This is a genomic window from Bosea sp. Tri-49 (assembly GCF_003952665.1).
In the GTDB taxonomy this organism is placed as follows: Bacteria; Pseudomonadota; Alphaproteobacteria; order Rhizobiales; family Beijerinckiaceae; genus Allobosea.
This window is the reverse complement of sequence record NZ_CP017946.1, coordinates 1,934,327-1,949,725: the sequence shown is the minus strand read 5'-3', so window position 1 is coordinate 1,949,725 and position 15,399 is coordinate 1,934,327. Positions and strand designations below refer to the sequence as shown.

At 66.9% G+C, this 15,399-nt stretch carries 11 protein-coding genes and 1 tRNA gene; 6 read left to right on the top strand and 6 right to left on the bottom strand.

The features are described from left to right. Window positions 1–154 precede the first annotated feature (154 nt). The gene (locus tag BLM15_RS09650; protein WP_164547463.1) at window positions 155–5,944 is read left to right on the top strand and encodes an autotransporter domain-containing protein; all 5,790 of its coding nucleotides are present in this window, start codon (window positions 155–157) and stop codon (window positions 5,942–5,944) included. Window positions 5,945–6,037: 93 nt separating this feature from the next. Beyond that, window positions 6,038–6,742, top strand: a complete 705-nt coding sequence (locus tag BLM15_RS09645) for a L,D-transpeptidase (protein WP_126112544.1) — start codon at window positions 6,038–6,040, stop codon at window positions 6,740–6,742. Window positions 6,743–6,796: 54 nt separating this feature from the next. Here the strand turns inward: BLM15_RS09645 and BLM15_RS09640 are convergent, their stop codons facing one another. Together BLM15_RS09640 and BLM15_RS09635 are read right to left on the bottom strand one after the other, a co-directional pair. Next, entirely contained in the window at window positions 6,797–7,966 is a 1,170-nt protein-coding gene (locus BLM15_RS09640; RefSeq protein WP_126112543.1) for a GGDEF domain-containing protein, read from the bottom strand. 198 nt (window positions 7,967–8,164) lie between these two features. Next, window positions 8,165–9,793 carry an MFS transporter gene (locus BLM15_RS09635; protein ID WP_126112542.1) on the bottom strand — a complete coding sequence of 543 codons (1,629 nt, stop codon included), beginning with the start codon at window positions 9,791–9,793 and terminating at the stop codon, window positions 8,165–8,167. 374 nt (window positions 9,794–10,167) lie between these two features. Between BLM15_RS09635 and BLM15_RS09630 the strand changes: the two genes are divergently transcribed. Continuing rightward, a complete protein-coding gene (locus BLM15_RS09630; RefSeq protein WP_126112541.1) occupies window positions 10,168–10,581 on the top strand; it encodes a hypothetical protein in 414 nt (137 codons plus the stop codon). 8 nt (window positions 10,582–10,589) lie between these two features. Here the strand turns inward: BLM15_RS09630 and rlmB are convergent, their stop codons facing one another. After that, window positions 10,590–11,381 (bottom strand): 23S rRNA (guanosine(2251)-2'-O)-methyltransferase RlmB, encoded by a 792-nt coding sequence (gene rlmB / locus BLM15_RS09625; RefSeq protein ID WP_126112540.1) that lies wholly within the window; start codon window positions 11,379–11,381, stop codon window positions 10,590–10,592. Between the two features lie 107 nt (window positions 11,382–11,488). Between rlmB and BLM15_RS09620 the strand changes: the two genes are divergently transcribed. From BLM15_RS09620 to BLM15_RS09610, 3 genes are all read left to right on the top strand, one after another. Further along, entirely contained in the window at window positions 11,489–12,052 is a 564-nt protein-coding gene (locus tag BLM15_RS09620; protein ID WP_126116123.1) for an AAA family ATPase, read from the top strand. A gap of 48 nt (window positions 12,053–12,100) precedes the next feature. Then, complete coding sequence (locus tag BLM15_RS09615; protein WP_126112539.1) at window positions 12,101–12,679, top strand: YkgJ family cysteine cluster protein; 579 nt, start codon at window positions 12,101–12,103, stop codon at window positions 12,677–12,679. A gap of 152 nt (window positions 12,680–12,831) precedes the next feature. Beyond that, window positions 12,832–12,916, top strand: a tRNA-Tyr gene (locus BLM15_RS09610). A gap of 65 nt (window positions 12,917–12,981) precedes the next feature. Here the strand turns inward: BLM15_RS09610 and BLM15_RS09605 are convergent. The 3 genes from BLM15_RS09605 to BLM15_RS09595 all read right to left on the bottom strand — a co-directional run bounded on the left by BLM15_RS09605 (window position 12,982) and on the right by BLM15_RS09595 (window position 15,384). Then, window positions 12,982–13,479: a nucleotide exchange factor GrpE gene (locus BLM15_RS09605; protein WP_126112538.1), complete on the bottom strand. Its 498-nt coding sequence runs from the start codon at window positions 13,477–13,479 to the stop codon at window positions 12,982–12,984. Window positions 13,480–13,666: 187 nt separating this feature from the next. Continuing rightward, window positions 13,667–14,704, bottom strand: a complete 1,038-nt coding sequence (locus tag BLM15_RS09600) for an amino acid ABC transporter substrate-binding protein (RefSeq protein ID WP_126112537.1) — start codon at window positions 14,702–14,704, stop codon at window positions 13,667–13,669. Between the two features lie 59 nt (window positions 14,705–14,763). Further along, a complete protein-coding gene (locus BLM15_RS09595; RefSeq protein ID WP_126112536.1) occupies window positions 14,764–15,384 on the bottom strand; it encodes a L,D-transpeptidase in 621 nt (206 codons plus the stop codon). Window positions 15,385–15,399: the final 15 nt, after the last annotated feature.

Below are 15,399 nucleotides of genomic sequence, written 5' to 3'. Positions count from 1 at the left end.
AGACCGCGTAGCGTGTTGCGCTGGGCGGGGACCCATAGTGCCAGGATCAGACAATTCGAAACCTGCGCAGATTGCGCAGGCCTTTGCGTCGCCGTTAGCTCGGCTGCCGTTTGCGATTTCGCGAGTCGCTGGCGCGGTCGCGGCTGGCATAGCTTTGCTCGCAGCCGCGCCGCTGGCGCGCGCCCAGTCGGTCACCGGCACCGGCGAGCTGTCTCCCGCCATCCCGGCGCCGCCGCTCACCAACTGGGATCTGGGCGGGGTCGATCTCACGATCGGCGACACCGCCACCGGCACCCTGACCATCGCGGCCGGCGGCGCCGTTTCCAATATCCGGGACGGCTATATCGGCAACCAGGCGGGCAGCAGCGGCGCGTTGACGGTGACCGGCGCCGGCTCGACCTGGAACAACCATCCAGGCAATATCTATCTCGGACATCGCGGCACAGGCACGTTGACGATCGAGAATGAGGGCGCCGTCTCGACGGGCGTCCTTGAAATCGGTTATCGTGCCGGCAGTACCGGCACGGTGACGGTGACCGGCGCTGGCACCAGCCTGGCCGCGTTCTACATCTATGTCGGGAATGCAGGCACCGGCTCATTGACCATCGCGGATGGCGCCACGGTCTCCGGTGGCGGGGGCAGCGTCGGCGTTATCGGTGGTGGCATCGGCAGCAATGGCACGGCGACGGTGACCGGCGCGGGCTCGCGCTGGACCGGTGTCAGCAACCTCAGGGTCGGCACCGGCGGCACCGGCACGCTGCGGGTCGAAAATGGTGGCATCGTCGAGAGCGCCGACGGCGGGATCGGCACGAGTACCGACGGCAACGGCACGGTGACGGTGACCGGCACGGGCTCGCGCTGGACCATGTCCTCTGCCGTCATCATAGGCGATGCGGGCACCGGCAGCCTGATCATCGAGAATGGCGGCGCAGTCTCCAGCGGCGCATTCTCCAGTCGATCGGGCACGATCGGCTTCAGCGCCGGCGGCAGCGGCAGCGTGACGGTGACCGGTACCGGCTCGAGCTGGACCCTGTCCCGTGATCTTTTCGTGGGCCGGCAGGGCACCGGAAGTTTGACCGTCGCGAATGGCGGCACGGTTTCCAACCGTGCAGGCGTGATCGGCGAGTTGGCTGGCGGCAGCGGCACGGTGACAGTGACCGGCTCCGGCTCGACCTGGACCAATAGCGGCGAGCTGACCGTCGGCAACTCAGGCACCGGCACGCTGACGATCGAGGCTGGCGGCACGGTCTCGAACACCGTTGGCTATGTCGGCTACAATTCCGGCAGCACCGGCGCGGTGACGGTGAGCGGCGCCGGCTCGACCTGGACCAATACCGGTGATCTTTTTGTCGGCTATCTGGGCACCGGCACGCTGACCATCGAGAACGGCGGCTCGGTCTCGAGCAGCATGCTCTATGTCGGTACAAACGCCGGTGGCACCGGCACGGTGACGGTGACTGGCGTCGGTTCGAACTGGAGCGGCGATCTCGTCGTCGGCAACGCGGGAACCGGCACGCTGAATGTCGAGAACGGCGGCGCGGTCTCTGCCTCCCTGCTCTATGTCGGTAACGGCGGCACCGGCACGGTGATAGTGACCGGCGCGGGCTCGACCTTGAGCACGAGCGCCGACTTCACTGTCGGCTCTGGCGGCACCGGCACGGTGACCGTCTCGAATGGCGGCACGGTATCGACCACCAATGGCAATCTCGGCAGAACCCAGTCCGGCACCGGCACGGTGACAGTGACGGGCGCCGGCTCGACCTGGACCAATAGCGGCGAGCTGACCGTCGGCAATTCAGGCACCGGCACGCTGACCGTCTCGAATGGCGGCACGGTCTCGAGCGTCACTGGTCATGTCGGCTACAACGCCGGCTCCACCGGCACGGTGACGGTGAGCGGCGCCGGCTCGACCTGGACCAATAACAGCGTGCTTCGTGTCGGCCGTGCCGGCACCGGGACTCTGACGATCGAGGCTGGCGCCACGGTCTTGAACACCACTGGCTATCTCGGCGCGAACGCTGGCAGCAGCGGCACGGTGACGGTGACGGGCGCCGGCTCGATCTGGACCAATTTCAGCGACCTCAATGTCGGTTTCGCAGGCAGTGGGACGCTGACCATCGCAGCCGGCGGCAAGGTTCTGAACACCGGCGGCTATGTCGGCCAGTCTTCTGGCAGCACCGGCACGGTGACGGTGACTGGCGCCGGCTCGACCTGGACCAATAGCGGCGTGCTCCGAGTTGGCTTTAACGGCACCGGCACGCTGACGATCGAGGCTGGCGGCAAGGTCTCGAATACCCTTGGCCTTATCGGCGCCAATTCTGGCAGCGGCACGGTGACGGTGAACGGCGCCGGCTCGACCTGGAGCAACAGCGGCCAGCTCCATGTCGGCGTTTCCGGCACCGGTACGCTGACGGTCGAGAATGGCGGCAATGTCACCAGCACCGACGGTGTGATCGGCTCCAACTCCGGCAGCACGGGCACTGCGACGGTGACCGGTGCCGGCTCGACCTGGACCAACAACGCCGAGCTCCATGTCGGCACCTCCGGCACCGGTACGCTGACGATCGCGGATGGCGGCACGGTCACGGGCACCATGCTCTTTGTCGGCACAAACACCGGGGGCACCGGCACGGTGACGGTGACTGGCGCCGGCTCGCGCTGGAGCAATGCCGACGTGCTCCATGTCGGCTTTTCCGGCACCGGTACGCTGACGGTCGAGAATGGCGGCAAGGTCAGCGCGCTGACGACGACGCTGGCAACCCACTCAGGCTCCAGCGGCACGCTCAACTTGCTCGGCAACGCCGTGAACGGCCGCGGCGTGCTCGAGACCGGCCAGGTGATCAAGGGCGCCGGAACGGCGACGCTCAATCTCGACGGCGGCACCCTGCGCGCCACTGCCAATCAATCCGACTATCTCTTCGGTTTCACCGCGCTGACGCTCGGCGCGAACGGCGCCGTCTTCGACAGCAACGGCTACGATATCGGCGTCTCGACTAGTTTCGACGGCAGGGGCGGCCTGACCAAGCAGGGCGCCGGGACGCTGACGCTGACCGGCACGAACACCTACACCGGCGGGACGATCATTTCGGGCGGCAAGCTCTCGATCTCGTCCGACCTCAATCTCGGCGCAGGCGGCGGCGCGTTGACGCTGGCGGGCGGCACCTTGCTGGTCACCCAGGGCTTCGCCACCGGGCGCGCGGTCGTGCTGTCGGGCAGCGGCGGCACGATCGAGGTTGCAGCCTCACAATCGTTCCTTCTCGGCTGGACCGTCTCTGGCACGGGCGCACTGACGAAAACCGGCACCGGCACGCTGACGCTGACCGGAACGAACACCTATTCGGGTGCGACCAGAATCGAAGCCGGCAAGCTTTGGATCTCCGGTTCCAACGCCATGTCGGTGGCGTCCGACTACACGGTCGCGGCCGGCGCGCTGCTCGATGTCAACGATGCCCTCGGCACGGTCACGGCCGGTTCGATCGCCGGTGCCGGCCAGCTCCGGATCGGGCTCCTCTCAACCCTGGAGACGGGCGCGACCAACGCCTCGACCACCTTCAGCGGCATGATCTACGACGCCGGCAGCATCAGGAAGGTCGGCACTGGCACGCTGACGCTGACCGAGGAGAACACCTATAGCGGCGGCACCACGATCGCGGGCGGCGCGATCAGTATCTCGAAGGAGAGCAATCTCGGCAATACTTCGGGCGCGCTGACGCTGGATGGCGGCGTGCTGCAGGTGACCGGCACGACGCTGAACGAGCTGACACGCGCGATCGTCTTCGGCAGCAATGGCGGCGGCTTCGATATCGTCGAGGCCGGCAATACGTTCAGCCTGAACCAGTCGCTTGCCGGCACGGGCGCGTTCTCGAAGGCCGGCGCCGGCACGCTCGTGTTCAAGGGCAGCAGCAGCTATTCCGGCGCGACCACGGTCTCGGGCGGCACCTTGCGGGCCGGCGTCGCCGGGGCGTTCTCGTCGAGCTCGGCGTTCACGGTGGCGAGCGGCGCGCGGCTCGACCTCGCCGGCTTCAATCAGAGCATCGGCTCGCTCGCCGGCGCCGGCACGGTCACGCTGGGCAGCGGCACGTTGACGGCCGGCTCCGACAACAGCTCGACCAGCTTCTCGGGATCGATCACCGGCACGGGCGGGGTCACCAAGACCGGCACCGGCACGCTGACCCTGACCGGTGCGAACACCTATAATGGCGCGACCAAGGTCTCGGGCGGCAAGCTCGTCGTGAACGGCTCGCTGGCGAGCAGCGTCACACTCGACGGCGGCTCGCTCGGCGGCTCGGGCACGATCGGCGGGGTGAGCGTCGCGAGCGGCGGCACCGTCGCTCCGGGCAACTCGATCGGCACGCTGACCGTCTCCGGCAATGTCGCCTTCGCGACGGGCTCGACCTATCAGGTCGAGATCAACGCCGCTGGCCAGAGCGACCGGATCGTGGCGACGGGGATCGCGACGCTGTCCGGCGGCACGGTCCAGGTCCTGGCCGACGCCGGCAACTATGCGGCGGCGACGAGCTACACTATCCTGACCGCCACGGGCGGGGTCAGCGGCCGGTTCAGCACAGTCACCTCGAACCTCGCCTTCCTGACGCCGTCGCTGGGCTATGACAGCCGCAACGTCACCCTGACCATGACGCGCAACGATACCGGCTTCGGCCCGGGCGATGGCGGCAGTTCCGGTGGTGGCAGCGGTGGCACGAGCGGCGGCGGCGACACGAACACCGGTGGTGGCGGCACGTCCGATGGTGGGAGCTCGGGCGGCGGCGGAACCTCAGGCGGGTCGCAGCGCCCCTATGTCGCGGCAACCCGCAACCAGGGCTTCATCGCAGTGGCGGCCGAGCGGCTCGGCGTCGGCAATCCGGTCTACGACGCGCTGCTCTCTAGCACGGTGGCCGAGGCCCGCGCCGGCTTTGATCTGCTCTCGGGCGAAGCGCATGCGCAGGCCGTCAGCGTCATGATCGACGAGAGCCGGCTGGTGCGCGACACCATCCTCAGCCGCCTGCGCGGGCCGCTGCTGACGCAACAGGGCGGCCAGGTCGCGGCCGCCTTCAGCGCCGACCTGCCCGGCCGCAAGGGCGCGGTGCTGATGGCCGCTCCGGTCCCGCAGCCGCGCTATGCCCTCTGGGGCGAGGCCTTTGGCAGCGCCGGCAACAGCGACGCCGACGGCAATGCCGCGAGCCTGTCCCGCCGCAGCGGTGGGGCGCTGCTCGGCGCCGATGTGATGCTCTACGACACTCCCGGCTCGTCGCTCAGGGTCGGCGTCGCCGGTGGCTACAGCCAGTCGCGCTTCGACCTCGATGCCCGCTTCTCCACCGGCAAGCTCGAGAGCGGCCATGCCGCGCTCTATGCCGGCGCCCGCTTCGGCAATCTGCGTCTGGATGCGGGCCTGGCCTATAGCTGGAGCGAGAGCGACATCCGCCGCCAGGTTCAGATCCGTGGCTTCGGCGACAGCCTGCGGCTGCAGCGCCCGGGCGCGGTGGCGCAAGGTTTTGCCGAACTCGGCTATGGCTTCGCCTTCAATGGTTTCGCGCTCGAACCCTTCGCCCAGCTCGCCTTGATCCGGGTCAGCACCGACGCCGGCACCGAGCAGGGCGGCGCCGCGGCGCTGCGCGTCCTCTCCAGCGACCAGACCCTCGGCTTCACCACGCTCGGCCTGCGCGCCGAGGCGCAGCTCGGGACGATGCCGCTCTTCGCCCGCGCCATGCTCGGCTGGCGCCACGGCTTTGGCGAGCTCACCCCGCAGGCAAAGACCGCCTTCGCCCTCGGCACCACCCCGGCCCGCGTGTTCGCGGCTCAAATCGATCGCGAGGCGCTCGTCGCCGAAGCCGGGCTCGACTGGCGCATCTCGCAGGCGACCGCGCTCGGCCTGACCTACTCCGCCGCCATCGGCGAACGCTCGCGCGATCACGCCCTCAAGGGCAGGGTCGAGATGCGCTTCTGAGGGGGAGGGCGAGCTTATCAGGCATGGCGGCATTCATCTGCCCGTAACCATCTAAGTCGATGCTTTTGCAAAAGCCTTGCCTGAGATGTGCCCATGCTGAGCCGCCGTTCCTTTACCATATCCTCCCTCTCGCTCCTCGCTCCAGGCCTCGCCGGCTGCGGCAGCGGAAGCATAGTGGCGCTGCCGGACATCGCTGCGCCGAGCGGGCGCAGCCTGACCCGCACCCTGGCGCGTCCGAACTATGCGCAGGTCTACATCGAGTATCCGGGCGAGCGCTTTCCGGTCCCTCCGATCGATTATCAGAGCATCGAGCCGCGCTATCTGCGCCAGACGGTCGAGTTCCGCGGCGCCGAGCCGCCGGGCTCCATCGTCGTCGATCCCGGTTCCTATCACCTCTATTTCGTCGAAGCGCAGGGGGTCGCGACCCGCTATGGCGTCGGCGTCGGTCGCGAGGGCTTCGGTTGGACGGGGGTGGCGAAGATCAACATGAAGCGCGACTGGCCCGACTGGGTGCCGCCGCAGGAAATGATCGAGCGCGATCCGCAGATCAGGGCCCAGCTTGAGCCGACGCCGCGCGGCCCCGGCGTGCGCGGCGGGCCGAAGAGTCCGCTCGGCGCCCGCACCCTCTATCTCTTCGGCGAGGGCCGCGATCTCGGCTACCGCATCCACGGCACGACCGAGCCCTACACGGTCGGCACCAACGTCTCCTCGGGCTGTATCCGGATGATCAACCAGGACATCATCCACCTCTACGCCCGCGTCGCGCTGGGAACGCCGGTCACCGTGCTGCCGGTGTGAGGCTCACCGCCAAGGGGGCGCGGGCGGAAGCTATGAGAGAAAAGGCAGCTGGGCTCAGGCCGCCGAGGCGATCCTGATCGGTTCCGCGATCTCTATACGGTTGCGCCCGAGCAGCTTCGCCTTGTAGAGGGCGCGATCGGCTGCCGCGAGGAGCTCCGCCAGATCGGTCTCGCCAGCACGGGCCGTAGCAAGGCCGACGCTGACCGTGGCTGCAATAGCGAGGCCGTCGCTATGTGCCGCGGCTTCTGCAAAGTGCCGGGCTATGCCTTCGCCGACCGTGCGGGCTTCCTCTGCGCCCAAGCCTGGCAGCAGGATCGCGAACTCCTCGCCGCCGAGCCGTGCGCTCATGGCGGCGGGACCAGCGGCCTCGCGGGCGATGCTCGCGAAGAGTTTCAGGACGCTGTCTCCCGCGTCGTGCCCGTAAGTGTCGTTGATAGCCTTGAAGTGATCGAGATCGAAGGCGAGCAGCGCGTACGAGATCTCCTCGCCCTTGCGATTCAGACGCTCGGAGCCAAGCTCGAAGAAGCCTTGGCGATTATGGAGGCCGGTCAGGAAGTCGGTGCGCGCGCTCGCCAGGAGCCGCGCTCGATCCTCCTCGCGCACCAGGGCGATCAGGGACATCGACATTGCCACCGTGAACAGCACGGCCTCGTACATCGTCATCTTGGCGACGATGGGCGGCACGTCGTCGCCGTACAATGACGTGATGACCGGTACCACGAATGTCCGGGCGCTGTAGAAAATGCTGTGACAGACGAAGACGGCGATCGCGATCGGGCGGGAGCGCAGCCCGCTGGCAGTGCGGCTGCGAAACAGGGCAAGGGCGGTCAGGGCGCAGACGATCGCGATCGGAAGCGCGCTCACATAATTCCAGAAGGCGCTGCCCAGGCCGGTGCCCGCGACGAACCAGGCGGCACCAATGGCGGCGAGGAAACCCGCGACGAGTGCTGGGCGCAACGTCTTGCCGTCCAGAGCCAAAGTTCCCTGCAGGACCAGTGTGTAGCCGAACACCATGACGACATTGGTGAGGGCGGGGCCGGCGACGCCCGGAAGCAGCGTCCGATTCATGGCGACGATGCAGCCCAACGCGAAAACGCCGTAGGCCGTGGCCCAGATGCCGAGCTCCCGGGATCGCTGCACCTGGGCTGCCCGCTCCCAAAGCGTCATGGCGGCCGCAACAAGCAGCGTTCCGAGCGTCAGGTACCAGAGGGTTGCAAGGTCCATCGCGGTCGTCGTCAGCGATGCCTGCGTCTGGTTCCAGGCATGATCAAGCCTCCCAGCTCGTCCGACATGTTAGCCTGTTTGACCCAAACGGGTTAATGTCAGCTTGTGCCGATGCGCGGCCACGCCTTTTACCAACAGAAAAGCCCCGCCCTTTCGGGCGGGGCTCGTAGGATCGGCGATTCGATCTGGTCTGAACGATCAGCCGCCGTCGTGGGTGAGGATGTCGCGATCCTTGGTCTCGGGCACGAAGAGCATGCCGATGACGAAGGTCATCATCGCGATCACGATCGGGTACCAGAGGCCGTAGAAGATGTCGCCGGTGCCGGCCACCATCGCGAACGAGGTCGCGGGCAGCAGGCCGCCGAACCAGCCGTTACCGATATGGTAGGGCAGCGACATGCCGGTGTAGCGGATGCGGGTCGGGAACAGTTCGACCAGCGCGGCCGCGATCGGGCCGTAGACCATGGTCACGTAGATCACGAGCACAGTCAGGATCGCGATGATCGTCAGCGACTGGGCGCCGAACAATGCATTGAGGAAGCCGGTCTTGACGATGCGGGCATCGCCTGGCGCCGGATAGCCGGCCGCGACCGCTTCCTTGCCGATATTGGCGGCGAAGGTGGCGTCGATCGCGACGTCCTTGCCGTTGACCGTGACCTTGGCAGGCGTTCCGGCGGGAGCCGGGGCCTGGGTGTACTGGATCGCCTGCGCGGCCAGCGTGCGACGGGCGATGTCGCAAGGCTGGGTGAAGGTGCGCACGCCGACCGGATCGAAGACCGAGCCGCAGGTGGCGGGGTCGGCGACGACCTGGACCTTGACGTTCTCATGGGCCGCGGCGAGGCCGGGATTGGCCGCCTTGGTGAGAGCGCCGAACAGCGGGAAATAGGTCAGCGCCGCGATCAGGCAGCCGGCCAGGATGATCGGCTTGCGGCCGATCCTGTCGGACAGCGATCCGAAGACGATGAAGCCACCCGTGCCGAGGATGAGCGACCAGGCGATCAGCACGTTGGCCGTGTAGAGATCGACCTTGAGGATGCTCTGGATGAAGAACAGGGCGTAAAACTGGCCGGTGTACCAGACGACGGCCTGGCCGGCGGTGAGACCGAAGAGCGCGAGCAGCGCGATCTTGGCGTTCTTCCACTGGCCGAAGGCTTCCGACAGCGGCGCCTTCGAGCCGGTGCCTTCTTCCTTCATCTTCTGGAAGGCCGGCGATTCCTGCATCTGGAGCCGGATGTAGACCGAGATTCCGAGCAGGACGATCGAGGCCAGGAACGGAATGCGCCAGCCCCAGGCGGCGAACTCGGCTTCACCCATGGTGGTGCGGATGCCGAGGATGACGATCAGCGACAGCAGCAGGCCGAGCGTCGCCGTGGTCTGGATGAAGGAGGTGTAGAAGCCGCGCCGTCCCGGAGGAGCATGCTCGGCGACATAGACCGCCGCGCCGCCATATTCGCCGCCGAGCGCCAGGCCCTGCAGCATGCGCAGCGCGATCAGGATCACCGGCGCGATCCAGCCGATGCTGTTGTAGCTCGGCAGCAGGCCGACCAGGAAGGTCGAGGCGCCCATGATCAGGATGGTGACGAGGAAGGTGTATTTGCGGCCGATCAGGTCACCGAGGCGGCCGAAGAACAGCGCGCCGAACGGGCGGACGAGGAAGCCGGCAGCGAAGGCGAGCAGAGCGAAGATGGCGCGGGTATTGGCGTCGAAGGCCGAGAAGAAATGCGCGCCGATCATCACGGCGAGCGAGCCGTAAAGGTAGAAATCGTACCATTCGAAGACCGTGCCCAGCGAGGAGGCCAGAATGACCTTCTTTTCCTCTCTGGTCATCGGACGCGGCTGAGCCGCCCCAGATGCGTGTGCCATACTCATGAAGCGCTCCCGTTTTTTCGTTCCCCCGGGCGCCACAGACCATCTGCTGCACCCTCACGCCGCCTTTTCGGCGGTTCTTCGCTTGGAGCCGGCAAAGAGCCGACTCAGGGCAAAGGCCTTTGAAAAGCCAAGTTTGATGGGTTACGAATGCGGCCGACCCCGGCAATCTTCAACCGAGCACTTGGTCTTGCACCGAAAGGCGTAAGACGAAGGATTGAGCGTTCGGCCGGGCTGGTGCGGCCCCATGACTCGCCATAGGCGAGCCATGGGATTAACTTCTCGCTAACCATGTCGCAGCGCTCAGCCGCGAAGGGATGCAGGAGGAGTCGGTCATGAAACGCGATGCTGGCCTGCCGCTCACGGTGCTGTTCGCCGGACTGTGTCTTGCCGCTTTCCCGGCCACTGCGGCGCCGGGATTCGTCGCGTCCGGTGTGTCCGGTCCCGCTCCACGGTTTGCGCCGATGCGGCCGATCGCGCGGCCCGGCCACGCCCATCGCCACCATGCTGGCATCTATCGTGGTGGTTATCCCGGCTTCTATGGCTGGCCCGGCGGCCAGCAGACCGTGATCGTGCTCCCGGAAACCAGTGAGCCGCCGCCGGTGAAGGAGCCGTCGATACCCGTTGCGATCGGCATTCCGCGGCCGCCGGCGGCCGATCCAGTGCTCTATCGGATCGAAACCTATCGAGGTCGGCCCGTGGTGCGGGTCATGCGCTTTGGCAGCGACGGCCGGGTGGCGCGGCGCTGAGCTGAATTTTATCCGCGCCGGGTCGCCGCGTAGAGCGCGATCGCGGTCGCGTTCGAGACGTTGAGGCTCTTGATCGCGCCGGGCATGTCGAGCCGGGCGAGCTGGTCGCAGAGCTCGCGCGAACGCTGCCGCAGGCCCTTGCCCTCTGCGCCCATCACCAATACGAGCGGGCGGCGCAAGGTGACCTCGTCGAGCGAGACGTCGCCCTCCGAATCGAAGCCGAGCCGCAGGAAGCCGCGCTCGCCGAGCTTGTCGAGCGCATCCCCCAGATTCTTCACCGCGACCAGCGGCACGTGCTCGAGCGCGCCGGAGGCCGATTTCGCCAGCACGCCCGTCGCCGCCGGCGAATGGCGGATCGTGACGATCACGGCGGCGACCGCGAAGGCGGCGGCCGAGCGCAGGATCGCCCCGACATTGTGCGGGTCGGTGATCTGGTCGAGCGCGAGCACGATCGCATCGTCCGGCAGGCTGTCGAGATCGGGCGAGGGCAGGGGATCGCAGACGAGATAGAGCCCCTGATGCACCGAGTCGGGCGTCAGCAGCCGGTCGATCTGCGAAGGCCGGACCATTTCCGGTTCGATCGGCAGTTCGCCGATCTCCTCGGCCAGGCGCTTCAGCGCGTTTTCGGTGGCGAGCAGCTTGCGGAAGCGCCGCTGCGGGTTGCGCAGCGCCTCGATCACCGGATGGGCGCCGTACAGGATTGCCTCGTCGATCTCGCCCGGCCGGTGCGGCGGCGGGCCTTCACGGTGAGGGCGGCCTTGGCGGCTCTGGAAACGGGGGCGGGACGGGGCGGACATCATGGCTCCGGAAAGGTGACGCCATGCCCTGCCATGGCGTGGCCGGCTTGGCCAGCCCGAAGGCCGGGATGAGGGATTTTCACCTGGTTCATTGCAAGGAGACTATGCCGATGACGAAGACGAATGAACGCCTGTTCGTGGTGACCGGCGGCCCCGGCGCTGGCAAGACGACATTGCTCGCCGCGCTGGCCGCCGCGGGTCACCGGGTTGCGCCGGAGGCGGGGCGGGCGATCATCCGCGACCAGCTCGCCATCGACGGGCCGGCCTTGCCCTGGCGCGACCGGGCGCTGTTCGCCGAGCTGATGCTTGGCTTTGACATGCGCTCCCATGGCGAGGCGCAAGCTGGCGGCGCGCCGGTTTTCTTTGATCGCAGCATCCCCGACAGCATCGGCTATCTGCGGCTGTGCGGGCTTGAGGTACCAGAGCACCTCGACCGAGCCGCTCGCGCGTTTCGCTATGCCCGCATCGTCTTCGCCGCGCCGCCCTGGCGCGAGATTTACGCCCAGGATGCCGAACGCAAGCAGGATTTCGCCGAAGCCGAACGCACTTACGATGCAGTCACTGCAGCCTATCGCGAGCACGGCTACGAACTGGTGGAGCTCCCGCGTGTGAATGTTGAGAGGCGTGTCGCTTTCGTGCTGGAACGCGTGCGACGCCTTGCTTCCGATAGGTAACGTTCCGCGCTAGGCTCGTTTCCTCGCCGCAGCCGGGGAGGGCGTGTCATGGCGGAAAGCCTCGAAGCCGGCGCGATGAGCTCGGGCCGGACGCTGAACCATCTGGTGCCCGGGCGCGACTGCGGCGACTGCGTCGCCTGTTGCGAGGTGCTGCGCATCGTCGATCCGGAGGTCGGTAAGCCGGCCGGCGTGATGTGCCGCCATAACACCGGCAAAGGCTGCGGCATCCATGCGATACGACCGGATATCTGCCGCACCTGGTTCTGCCTGTGGCGGCGCATCGATGCCATGCCGGACGAGGCGCGGCCGGACCGCAGCGGCGTGATCTTCTGTCTCGAGGGCGAGGACGGTCACCCGAATCCGTTCGCCCGTTTCTGCGTCGTGGCACGGCCCGTTGCCGGCCCGCGGGCGCTGCGCAGCAAGCTGGTCAGGCAAGTCGTCGCCATGTTCGCCCGTCAGGGGGAACTACCGGTCTGGGTGCATCGCCATGGCGTGCGCAGCCTGGTTCATCCGCCGCCCGATCTCGCCGACGCGATCGAGCGGCCGCAGGCGACGCCGTTCCAGGCCTTCGTCCCGGCTGCGCTCGCCTGGCGCAGGCGCCATCGCGCCATCTGGCCGCAGGGCTGAGCGGGGACGCCAGTGCGATTGCTTGTCGCCAGATGGCTTTTTGGCGTTGACAGCCGGCTGACCTCTCCTCATAAGTCCGCCCGCGCCTGCCGCCCTTCACAAAAGTGAAACAGGCGGTTGCGGCCGGCCTTCGGGTCAGCCTGCGGCAAGGCGGGGGAATGTCCCGAGCGGCAAAGGGGGCGGACTGTAAATCCGCTGGCTATGCCTTCGCAGGTTCGAGTCCTGCTTCCCCCACCACCTTGCTTTTTTGGCGCTGGCTCTCTCAGCCTTTCGCCACAACGCTGCGCCCAGCCCGCTGTAACCTACCGGGCCATCCAACCGCCATCGTCACCGCCTGTGACGCGCCCAACACGCAACCGTTCCTTCTCGCCCAGTTGGAAGCCATTGGAGCAAGCATGGCACTGGTAGAACCCATCATTCGTAATGCGTTGGAGTATCGACTTCTGGCGCTTAGGCATGCAGTTTGCGCAAAGGTAGTGGCGCGGCTCTCCATTCTCCATGCCGGGCTTCAGCGCGTAAGCGAACGACTCCCCACCGAAATCTTTTAACTGATAGCGTTGCGCTTCTGCGTGCCAATTTTCTATGTCTCGCAGTTTATCTTCAAGATCTCGCTTTTGGTCTTTAAGCGTTGTAACTTGATCCTGTAGTGTCGATATTCCAACGTTGGCAGAAATGATTTTATTCTGCAGTTCAATCAAATCCCCGCTAAATTTGTGGAGATCGCGCGCAGCATCCAATCCTCCAATAATGTCCGTTGCTGCTTTGAGTGAAGCGAGCGCTGCTGCGACTTCCCCCGCCATCCTCACCTCCCGTTCTAGTTGTGCCGATCCTGCCGCAACGGATGGGAGCTGTCGAGTTAGTCAAGTTGACCCGACATTTGGACTGTTTGGCCCGCTACCTCGCGCTTGAGGCTTGTGACGGTCCTTCGAATATGTGGCAATCCGGCTCCGATGTTGGTGCACGAACCATTAATTGGCCCTTCAGGCGCTACCGCAGCGGCGGTGCATAGAGCACGCCGCCCATGTTCCAGAGCTGATTGAGGCCGCGCGGGATGGCGAGCTGCGAGCCGGTGCCGAGATTGCGCTCGTAGATCTCGGCATAGTTGCCGGTCGCCTTGACCGCCCGGATCGCCCAGTCGGCGTTGAGGCCGAGCGCCTTGCCGAAATCGCCCTCGGCGCCGGTGAAGCGGCGCACATCCGGCTTCTGCGATTTTAGCGCCTCGTCGACATTGGCTGCCGAGATACCGAGCTCCTCGGCGTTGACCAGTGCGAAGCTGACCCATTTCACCAGGTTGAACCAGGCGAAGTCGTCGCTGCGCACCACCGGGCCGAGCGGCTCCTTCGAGATCACGTCGGGCAGTACCACCGCGTCGGCCGGCTTCGCCAGCTTGAGGCGCTCGCCGTGCAGCGCCGACTGGTCGCGGGTCAGCACGTCGCATTGTCCGGACTGGAAGGCGACGAGGGCCTCCGCCGCACCTGGGAAGGCCTTCTCCTCATAGGTCATCGAATTGGCGCGGAAGAAGTCGGCGAGGTTGAGCTGGGTGGTGGTGCCGGCCTCGACGCAGATCTTCGCCTTGTCGAGGGACAGTGCCGCATCGACGCCGAGCGCGCGCTTGGCCAGGAAGCCCTGGCCGTCATGGAAGGTGATGCCGGTGAAGGCGAGGCCGAGCTGCGCCTCGCGTGCGAGCGTCCAGGTCGAGTTGCGCGCCAGCAGGTCGACCTTGCCACTCTTCAACGCCTCGAAACGCTCGCTGGCTGACAGCGGCGTGAAGGCGATCTTGCTCGCATCGCCGAGCACGGCCGCCGCGGTGGCGCGGCAGAAATCGACATCGAAACCGCGCCAGCTGCCCTGGGCATCCTTGTCCGAGAAGCCGGTCACGCCCTCGCTGACGCCGCATTGCAGGATGCCGCGCTGCTTCACCGTATCGAGCGTCCCGGCGCTGGCCGGCGCTGCGGACAGGCTCGCGAGCACCCCGAAGGCAGCGAGCTGGAGACTGCGTGAGCGAACCCGTGAGGCCTTCGACATGGCTCTCGTCTCCTTGCGGCTATGGGCGGGGAGGGCGGGGCTGGTCACAGCGTCGCCAGTCATAGCGTCGCCTTGTGGCGGATGATGACCTTGGTCCCGACCGGGACGCGGTCGTAGAGATCGACGATGTCGCCATTGGCGAGCCGGAAGCAGCCCGACGAGATCGCCTGGCCGATCGTCTCGGGCTGGTTGGTGCCGTGGACGCGGAAGACGGTCGAACCGAGATAGAGGGCGCGTGCGCCCATCGGGTTGCCGGGACCACCGGCCATGAAGCGCGGCAGATAGGGCTGGCGCTGCAGCATGTCCGGCGGCGGGCGCCAGTCCGGCCATTCGGCCTTGCGGCTGACCTGGACCTGGCCGGACCAGGTGAAACCCTCGCGGCCGACGCCGATGCCGTAGCGCAGCGCCCGGCCATTGCCTTGGACGATATAGAGAAAGCGCTCCCCCGAGTGGATCACGACGGTGCCCGGCGCCTCGTTCGAGCGGAACAACACCATCTGGCGGGCATAGGGCCCGTCGCTGATGCTGACCTCCTCAGTCGAGACGCGGCCCGGCTCGTCGCCGATGTCCATCGTCTCCTGCACCCCCGCGGGCGGGCGTGGCTGGGCGGGAGCAAGGCCGGGCAGGGCGAGCAGGCCGCAGGCCAGGAGACTGCGCAGGGCGCTACGAGTGGTGCTCATCGCTCGTCTCCTCCA